The following is an 8,644-nucleotide window of genomic DNA, read 5'->3' as shown; positions in this document are numbered from 1 at the left end:
TCGGAGCCCATGGTGTTACCCGCGTTGTCGGCCAGGCTGCCGGCGACGGTGCAGGTGATGGTGTCGGCCGGCAGGTCGGCGTCGGCGGTGAAGGTGCAGATGACGTCCAGCGGATCGGTGTCATCGACGTCCAGGGTGCCGTTGATGTCGGCCAGCGGGCTGACCATGGTCAGGGCGCCGCCGGAGAGGGTGCTGTCAGCGGCGGTGAAGTCGATGGTCGCGGTGTCGACGCCGGAGTTGTCATCGGTGGCGTGGAAGACGATGTCGCTGTCGAGGGGAACGTCGACGGCGCCGTCGGCCGGGTCCTGACCCGTCACCTCGGGCGGGTTGCTGTCACCGGTATCGTCGTCGTAGTAGAAGTCCACCTCGTAGTACTGAATGTACTCCCAGACGTGGTGGTAATAAGTCAGGAACTCGATCTTGACGAAGTCCGTCGTCTGCTGGTCGGCGTAGAAGTCATACTCCTGGACCCAATGGTCCTGGGTGGTGTCGTCGAAGTTGAAGTCCAGGGTGCTGCCGTCGGAGAAATGCAACCGCACGTCTTGGGGAATGCTGTAGAAGCCGCTCTGAAAACTGCGGCCCTCGGTGCGGATGAAACCGATCTCGACGTCGCCGGGCCAATCGACCTGGTACCAGTCACCGGCGCCGTCCGTGGTCGGATGGGAGCCGCGGTCGTTGGTCCAGAAAGAGTTGAAATTACCGTCTAGAGAGTTGGCGGCGGGATAGGACGAATGCTCGCTCCAGGCGCTGGCCGTGGCGCTGGAGGTATTGACCTCCACTACGGCGGCCAACCCGGGAATGACGAGAAGCAGGACGAATACAACCGAACAGAGCTGTTTCATGGCGTCTCCTTTGGCCCGTTGTACGTCTTTTCATCGTCCGTTAAGTCTGATTTACCGTGGAGCTTGCTGTTTTGCAGAGACTGCATGATTACTCTACACCGAAAACAACGGCGCTATCCACTATCATTATGAGATACGGAGAATGAACCGCTCAACTGATTTTCTTCCGCAGGGCCTCGAATCCGGTGTTGAAAATAATGACAGGATCATAACAGAAGATGAGCATCAGCTATTGCAGTTGGGTACTTATATCTGCGTGAACGAGTTTATCATCCCGCCACCAAAAGGGGGGGCAATGTGGCGGGGAAGAGCGGGTCGGGGGAGCGGCACGTCAAATGTCCCCAAAGGCAATTATCGCTGCGCCGACGGCCGGCGGGCCCACAAGAAACTGTCGCCCAGCGGCTTCCACCACAGGCGCATCGATCATGACAGGACACTGGTTGACGTCAAGGGGCATATCAACGGCCTCGAAGCTTCCGGGGCGACGCCAAACGCCGCCGCAAAGCCTATCACGCTGGCTTCGAACGCAACCTCAGGCTCGTTATCCGTGAAAGGTCGTTCCGCTTCAACCATCGAGACGCCGAAAACGTGTTCAACTACCTCGGGAGCAGACTTCGCGCTCGTTCATTATTCGGTGATAATCCCTAAAAGAATGTTGATCTGAGGTTGTTCGTCGTCCGGCTGCCTCAAGACATACCCCTCCTTGAAAAACCCGCCGCGACGGAGTAATCTAGTCAGGGTGCAACCTTCGAGTCTCAACGACAGATCGGGAAGGATAAGTCCATGAACGTTAAAGAGATGCAGGTTCCACTGATCCCCCGCGAGGTCATCTTCGGCAACCCGGCCCGGGTCCAGCCCCGCCTCTCCCCCGACGGTCGCTCGATGTCCTACATCGCCCCCCGGGACGGCGTTTTGAACATCTGGCTGCGCGAGCTGGAAAACGGCCAAGAGCGGCCGTTGACCAATGATACGGGCCGGGGTATCCGCCGGCACTTCTGGAGCGAGAACGGTAGATACGTCATCTACCTGCAGGACTCCGACGGCGACGAGAACAATCACCTGTTCCGGGTCGATCCGACCAACCCCGACGACGAACCCCTCGACCTGACCCCCTTCCCCGGCGCCAAGGCCGTTCCGGCGCTGCAGAGCTCCGATCGGCCCGACGAACTGTTAGTGCTGCTCAACAAGCGCGACGAAGCCCTCTTCGACGCCTACCGGCTGAACACCGTCTCCGGCGAATTGGAGTCGGCAGCCGAGAACCCGGGCGACATCGCCGAGTTCCTGGCCGACTGGAAACTGCGGGTTCGACTGGCCCTGCGGGCGACGCCCGACGCCGGTAACGAGCTGCTCTACCGCGAGGACGAGGACGGCGACTGGCGGGTGGTGTCAAGGTGGGAGTATGAAGACGCCCACTCCGCCGTCTACGGCTTCGACGCCGACAACATCGGTGTGCTGCTCGCCGACCCCCGCGGCGCCGACACCCAGCGTCTGATACGCCTCGACCCCCACAGCGGCAAAGGCGAAGCCCTGCTGGTCGACGAGGGCTACGACGCCCACACCCATTTCGGCCTGCTGCGCGATCCGCAAACCCACCGCACCCTGGCGGCCTCGGTCAACCGGGTCAAGCTGGAGTGGCGACCCCTGACCGACGAGGTCCGCGACGACCTGGCCAAACTCGAGGGCCGGTTTCCCGAGGCCTGGCTCGCGGTTTCCGACCAGAGCCGGGACAATAACACCTGGCTGGTGATGGTTAACGAGCCGCGCAGGGCCGTCAGCTACTACCGCTACAATCGGACCGACAAGTCGCTGTCCGAGCTGTTCAAGGTCTATCCACAGCTAGAGGACTACGAGCTGGCCGAGATGAAACCGGTGGAGTTCACGGCCCGTGACGGACGCCGGATCGAGGGCTACCTCAGCCTGCCGCCGGGCGTCGAGCCCGCGAAACTGCCCCTGGTGCTGCTGGTCCACGGCGGCCCCCAGGCTCGCGACGACTACGGTTACGACCCGATGTCCCAGTGGCTGGCCAACCGCGGTTACGCCGTGCTGCAGGTCAACTACCGCGGCAGCGCCGGCTACGGCAAGGCCCATCGCCACGCCGGCAATAAGGAATGGGGGCGGCGCATGCAGGACGACCTGACCGACGCCTGCAACTGGGCCGTCGCCGAGGGCCTCGCCGATCCGCAGCGGCTGTGCATCATGGGCGGCAGCTACGGTGGCTACGCCGCCCTGGCCGGGTTGACCTTCACCAAGACCGCGGAACGCCCCGACATCGACGACGCTCCAGAAGACGATTACCGTTTCTACCGCTGCGCTGTCTCCATCGTCGGCCCTTCGAATCTCGCAACCCTGCTGGCCAGCATCCCGCCCTACTGGCGCACCGAAGTCAAGAAACTGCACAAGATGATCGGTGACCCGCAGACCGAGGCCGAACTGATCGCCGAGCGCAGTCCGCTCAACTACGCCGAGCGCATCCAGACGCCGCTGATCCTGGCCTACGGGGCCAACGATCCCCGGGTCAAGCTGGCCGAGGGTGAGCAGATCACCGCGGCGCTCAAGCGGGCCGATATTCCCCACGAGTACCACGTCTACGAGAATGAGGGCCACGGCTTCGCCCGCCCGGAGAACCGCTTGGACTTTTTCGGCAAGGTCGAACCCTTCCTGGCCGAGCACCTCGGCGGCCGGGCGCAGTAAAAAACGACCACACCGCTGACTGGACGGCGTAGAAAAGGCGGGCCGCCTCACTCGATCGACCCGCCGCTCATTTCCCGACACAACGATCCCCTTCAACAACCCTATTAGCGCCGGACAACTCGTTCGCCGCGGATGCGACTTGACAACCCCTCCAGCTCAGGCTATAATTTAGATGTTGCTTAACTACTTCACTGGACCACCATGACCCACAAGCTGGATCCAGCCGAGGTCTTCAAGGTCCTGGGCGGACGCACCCGGATGGCCATCCTGCGGATCCTGCACCATCACGGACCCCTGGGCGCCGTCAAACTGGGCGAGGCTTTGGGCATCTCCACCGCAGCCGTCTCTCAACACCTGCGAGTGCTCCGCCAGACCGGTCTGGTGGAGGGCGAACGCGACGGCTACCACGTGCCCTACCACATCAACCATCGCAGCCTCGACGTCTGCCTGCGCTCCCTGGGCGAAGCCTGCGGCGTCAAGAGCTTCCACGGCCTCGACCCCGCCCGGATGGACCTCCAACAACTGCGCAAGCATCGCGCCCAACTCAAACAGAGGCTGGCCCGGATCGAGCAACGGATCGCTGAACTGGAAACAGAAGCGGACAATAGCTGATGATATCGGCCGTTCCTTTTTCGGGATTATCACCGAATTATGACCAAGCGCGAAGTATGGTCCTGAGAATGTATAGCGCGTTTTCGTCGTCTCGATGGTTGAAGCTGAACGATCATTCAGTGATCAAGAGTCTGTAGTTGCGTTTAAAGCCACCGTGATAGGCTTTTAGGTGGCGTTTGGCGAAGCCCCGGAAGTTCTCGATACCGTTGATATGGTTCTTTCCGTTGGCGAACTCTTCCCGGTCATTGATCCGCCTGTGGTGGAAGACGCTGAGCGACAGTTTCTTATCGGCCGTGTATCCATCGGAGTAGACGATCGAATCCAACGCGGCCTGGCGAGCGACGGCGCGGCTCCGGCGAATTCGCTTGCAGTAGCGATAAGCCGTATTGCGGTGGATGCCCAGGTCCTTGGCGACCCGCGCCGCCGGGACGTTGAACCGGAACAGGCGGGCTATCTCGCCGCGTTTTGCCGGCGGCGGCGCGTTGCGACGCCCACGGGGATGACGGTTGAACAGCTTGCCGCGACGCTTGCACCTATGCCGCCCGTCGGCGCAGCGCTAGTGATAGCGATAGTTACATCTGGGACGGTTGGCGTGCCGGTCCCCCGTCCCGCTCTTCCCCGCCACATTGCCCCCCTCGATCGGTGGCGGGATGACAGACCCGTTCACGACGCTGGAAGATCCCAACTGCAATAGCTGATGTTCATCTTGTGTGATGATCCCTTTTTCATTTGAAATTAAGTAGTTACGAAAATACTATGCTTTCGCCGGCCAAACGACTGACGCCAACCCAACAAGCCAACCCCAAAGGAGAACCCATGTTCCATCACCATCACCCCCAACCCCATCACTGCCATCCCGGCAGACACCCCCACGAACACCACGGACCCGGACTCTGCATCCCCCGACGCTTCCGCTCGCAAGCCGAAAAACTCGAAATGCTCAAACAGTACAAGACTGAACTTGAGCAGGAACTCGCCGGCGTCGAGGAAGCCATCGCCAAGCACGAAGACTAACCACCGAGTACAACCGCACAAGAACGGCGGACCCGGGTCCGCCGTTCAGCACATCAAGCAGCCCCCGAAAAACTCAGGATTGACTTGAGCCGTCGGGATCCAACCTTTGAAAAACAGCCCGGCGAACTCAAAAACCTAATGCATAGCCCGCGAGCCGGAACTGGCACGGTTTTTGCGGAGACGAACCGTTAGCCTCGCGCCAACGGTCGTCGAGATGCAAAAACCGTGCCAGTTCCGGCGGCCGTACATGCGTCCCCGTCAAGCAGTCCTTAGGCTGTTTTTCAAAGGTTTTACCAGTGCCGCTGAAACCCGGCGCTGTCGCTATGTATCTTAGAGAGAGACGGGGAGAAGAACGGACGATGAACGGGCGAAGAAAAAGCCGCCCCCGCGGGCGGTGCAACAAGCTGAACGAGCCCGAGGACGAGACGGAGGAAAGGAAAGGAAGGAAGGAAAGGAAGGAATGATCAGCGCGACATCGCCAATGAAGGTGTCCTTACAGGGGAGAGGGTTGACCTTGGCGATACTCTTTGTTTATGTCGCAGTCGTCTCGTCGTTGTTATCGGCTTGTCTGTCTACTGGTGCCGGAGGCCGGGCTCGAACCGGCACGGACCCAAGGCCCGGGGGATTTTGAGTCCCCTGCGTCTACCAATTTCACCACTCCGGCGGGTAACGGCATAGGAATATAGCCCCAAAGCGCCCCGTGTGTCAAGGTTGGGGCGGTCTGATCGGATAACCCGGAAAGGAAAGCGATGCTGAAACGTTCCTTGATGCTTCTACTGTTACCGGTGCTGGTCTTAGGGGTCGAGAGCTACCAGGCCCGACGGCTGGACTGCCCGCCGGAGCTTGACGGCGACCTCGACGAGGCCTGTTGGGAGAACGCCGAGCCTCTGGAGGGTTACATTCAGCGCGATCCTGACACCGGTGAGCCCTCGACGGAAACCACCCGGCTCTATATCGGCTATACGGAGTACGCCCTTTACGTGGCGATTGAGAGCCTGGATTCCGAACCCACGGGCATCGTCAGCAACCTGCGTCGTCGGGACACCTCCCTGGGAATGGACGACAACGTCGACATCTGGTTCGATCCAACGGGTTCGGGGCAGTCCCTGTACTATTTCGGCACCAACCCGGCGGGGATCAAAGCCGACGTCCTTTACAGCAACCGGGCCAACTACCGCAGTCAACAATGGGACGCCCACTGGGACGTGGCCACCCGGATCACCGACGAGGGCTGGACGGCCGAGCTGGAGATCCCGTTCAGCAACTTCAAGTTCGAGGAGGATCCGGGTCGCCCCTGGCTGTTCAACGCCGGGCGGGTCATCCGCCGCAAGAGCGAGGAGACCTACGTCGTGCCGGTGCCCTACGACCACAACATGTTCTACGTCGAGGACGCCCTCGAGCTGACGGGCATCGAGAACATCACCCAGGGCGTAGGCGTCAAGCTGGCGCCTTACGCAAAGGGCGAGTACCGCAACCTGCCTGAGACCGGCAACGGCGACATCGATGACTGGAAGGGCATCGGCGGCCTGGACTTCGACGTCGATCTGGGGCGCAGCCTGACGCTGGCGGGGACGGTGCTGCCGGACTTCGCCGAGATCGACCTGGACCCCGACCAGTATCAGATCGGTCTGGACCCTGTCTATGTGACGGAGACGCGGCCCTTCTTCCTACGCGATTCGACCTATTTCAACTTCATCCACTACACCCCCTTCTACTCCCGGCGGATCGGCCAGCGCTTGTTCACCTCGGAGGGCCTATACGAGGACTCCCAGATCCTGGCCGGTGGTCGTTTGACCGGTCGGCTGGGACGCTTCGGCGTCGGCGGCTTCTACGCCCACACCGGGGAGGCGGTGACCGATCTGGACGCCGAGCCCGAGAGCGACTGGGCCGTCGGTCGGCTGAGTTACGAACTGGGGCAGGGTTCCTTCATCGGCGCGATGGGCACGGCGCGCTTCGCCCGCTCCGTGGAGACGGACTGGGACACCGTACTGCCAGCCTACGATTATGCAACCTACGGCGCCGACTTCGACCTCTACTTCGCCGACGGCCTCTGGAACACCTGGGGTTCCGTGGTCGGTTCTTACGACAGCCGAGATCCGGAAAACACCTTCGAGGATCAGTTCGCCATCAACGGCGGCGTGTCCTTCAGCAAGGGCAACTTTTCCAACTACATCGAGTACTCGGACAACGCGCCCCAGTTCGACATCAACGAAACGGGTTTCTTCTGGGGCATCCCCAACGCCCGCAGCTTCATCTACTCGGCGGAGTACAAGCTGCGCTTCGACCAGTCCTTCCTCCGCAACCTGCGTTTCTGGGGCAAGGCTAATCTGACCTACGGGCGTGACTGGGAGCCCGCCTTCGCCCAGTACGATATGCAGGTCGGCACGACGACGAATTTCCTCTGGAACTTCACCGTCCAGGGCTCGGTGGGCTACGACAACCTGTACTACAACCCCGGCGAGAAGGACCTTTGGTGGTACACTCAGTTCAATGTAGAATCGGACTTCGCCAAGCCGATCTGGCTGGGCAACTTCGCCCTCTACGGTCAGATGGTCGATTACACCACCATGGGTTACGGCGACCTGCTGGCCGACACCGCCATCCTGATCATCCAGCCCATCCCCAGCCTGCGCCTGTCCGCCGAGTACAACTTCTACGACTGGAGCTTCGGGCCCGCGGAGGGTGTCGAGGACTATCAGATCAACATCTGGCAGGCCACCGCCGACTACCTGTTCACCCGGGAGCTGTACTTCCGCCTGTTCACCCAGGGCTCGGACCAGAACGACCTCTACACCTTCCGCGGCCTGCTGGGCTGGGAGTTCCTGCCCGACAGCCACGTCTACCTGGCCTACGAGCGCTGGTACGACAACGACGCCGACGAGTTCGAGCTGGTCAACCAGGGCGTGTTTCTCAAGGTCGATTACACTTTACAGTTCTAGAGCCGTCGAAACGGTGGACGACCGGGGCGGTCTTCGGACCCGCCCCGGTTTGGCGTTTTTGACATCCCAGACGCTACCGGACCATTCCGCTACAAGTGGCGACCTTCGTTGCCTATCGCTAAGAAAGCCGCTAGAGGACTTTAGCGGTATCGGCTTGTCCGACCTTTAACGGTGGTCGATGCCCGGTCCTGAATGGTAGATGTAGAATGATATCAGAAGGATGTTGCCTGAGGAGATTACCAGCGCCCGACGGTGGACCGAACGGCCCGGCTCGTTAGAAACGTTTTCCCAACTTGACTTTCCTCAAGCGCCGCTAAAACAAACGGGATCATCACAGAAGCTGAACATCAGCTGTTGCCGTTGGTTTCTTCCAGCGGCGTGGACGGGTCTGTCAGCCCGCCACCGATCGAGGCGGGCAATGTGGCGGGGAAGAGCGGGACGGGGGAACCGGCACGTCAACCGTCCCGGCTGCAACAACCGTTATCACTACCGCCGCGCCGAGGGGACGTTAAAAAATGCAAGCCTCGCGGCAAGTCGTTCAAGCGT

General features: G+C 61.0%; 7 protein-coding genes and 1 tRNA gene. 5 read left to right on the top strand and 3 right to left on the bottom strand.

The features are described from left to right. Positions 1–842, bottom strand: an 842-nt coding sequence (locus tag GF399_09280) for a hypothetical protein (GenBank protein ID MBD3400510.1), incomplete at its 3' end; no start/stop codon positions are given. Positions 843–984: 142 nt separating this feature from the next. On the opposite strand from GF399_09280, the gene GF399_09275 reads away from it, so the two are divergent. From GF399_09275 to GF399_09265, 3 genes are all read left to right on the top strand, one after another. Next, the gene (locus tag GF399_09275; GenBank protein ID MBD3400509.1) at positions 985–1,506 is read left to right on the top strand and encodes a hypothetical protein; all 522 of its coding nucleotides are present in this window, start codon (positions 985–987) and stop codon (positions 1,504–1,506) included. A gap of 119 nt (positions 1,507–1,625) precedes the next feature. After that, positions 1,626–3,533 (top strand): prolyl oligopeptidase family serine peptidase, encoded by a 1,908-nt coding sequence (locus GF399_09270; GenBank protein ID MBD3400508.1) that lies wholly within the window; start codon positions 1,626–1,628, stop codon positions 3,531–3,533. 201 nt (positions 3,534–3,734) lie between these two features. Next, the gene (locus tag GF399_09265) at positions 3,735–4,145 is read left to right on the top strand and encodes a metalloregulator ArsR/SmtB family transcription factor (protein ID MBD3400507.1); all 411 of its coding nucleotides are present in this window, start codon (positions 3,735–3,737) and stop codon (positions 4,143–4,145) included. A 112-nt stretch (positions 4,146–4,257) separates the two neighbouring features. Here the strand turns inward: GF399_09265 and GF399_09260 are convergent, their stop codons facing one another. Further along, a complete protein-coding gene (locus tag GF399_09260; protein ID MBD3400506.1) occupies positions 4,258–4,659 on the bottom strand; it encodes a hypothetical protein in 402 nt (133 codons plus the stop codon). Positions 4,660–4,961: 302 nt separating this feature from the next. Here GF399_09260 and GF399_09255 point away from each other — a divergent pair, with 302 nt between their 5' ends. Continuing rightward, positions 4,962–5,159, top strand: coding sequence for a hypothetical protein (locus GF399_09255; protein MBD3400505.1), 198 nt, complete (start codon positions 4,962–4,964; stop codon positions 5,157–5,159). Positions 5,160–5,735: 576 nt separating this feature from the next. Here the strand turns inward: GF399_09255 and GF399_09250 are convergent. Then, a tRNA-Leu gene (locus tag GF399_09250) sits at positions 5,736–5,823 on the bottom strand. 85 nt (positions 5,824–5,908) lie between these two features. Between GF399_09250 and GF399_09245 the strand changes: the two genes are divergently transcribed. Beyond that, entirely contained in the window at positions 5,909–8,098 is a 2,190-nt protein-coding gene (locus GF399_09245) for a hypothetical protein (protein ID MBD3400504.1), read from the top strand. The last annotated feature ends 546 nt before the right edge of the window (positions 8,099–8,644 follow it).

Source organism: Candidatus Coatesbacteria bacterium, from assembly GCA_014728225.1.
Classification (GTDB): Bacteria; RBG-13-66-14; RBG-13-66-14; order RBG-13-66-14; family RBG-13-66-14; genus WJLX01.
This window is presented reverse-complemented; position numbering and strand designations above follow the sequence as displayed.

Bases quoted from the DNA above. Each gene is read 5' to 3' on its own strand.
- GF399_09265 (MBD3400507.1), top strand. From the start codon at position 3,735: ATGACCCACAAGCTGGATCCAGCCGAGGTCTTCAAGGTCCTGGGCGGA.
- GF399_09275 (MBD3400509.1), top strand. From the start codon at position 985: ATGAACCGCTCAACTGATTTTCTTCCGCAGGGCCTCGAATCCGGTGTT.
- GF399_09245 (MBD3400504.1), top strand. From the start codon at position 5,909: ATGCTGAAACGTTCCTTGATGCTTCTACTGTTACCGGTGCTGGTCTTA.
- GF399_09270 (MBD3400508.1), top strand. From the start codon at position 1,626: ATGAACGTTAAAGAGATGCAGGTTCCACTGATCCCCCGCGAGGTCATC.
- GF399_09255 (MBD3400505.1), top strand. From the start codon at position 4,962: ATGTTCCATCACCATCACCCCCAACCCCATCACTGCCATCCCGGCAGA.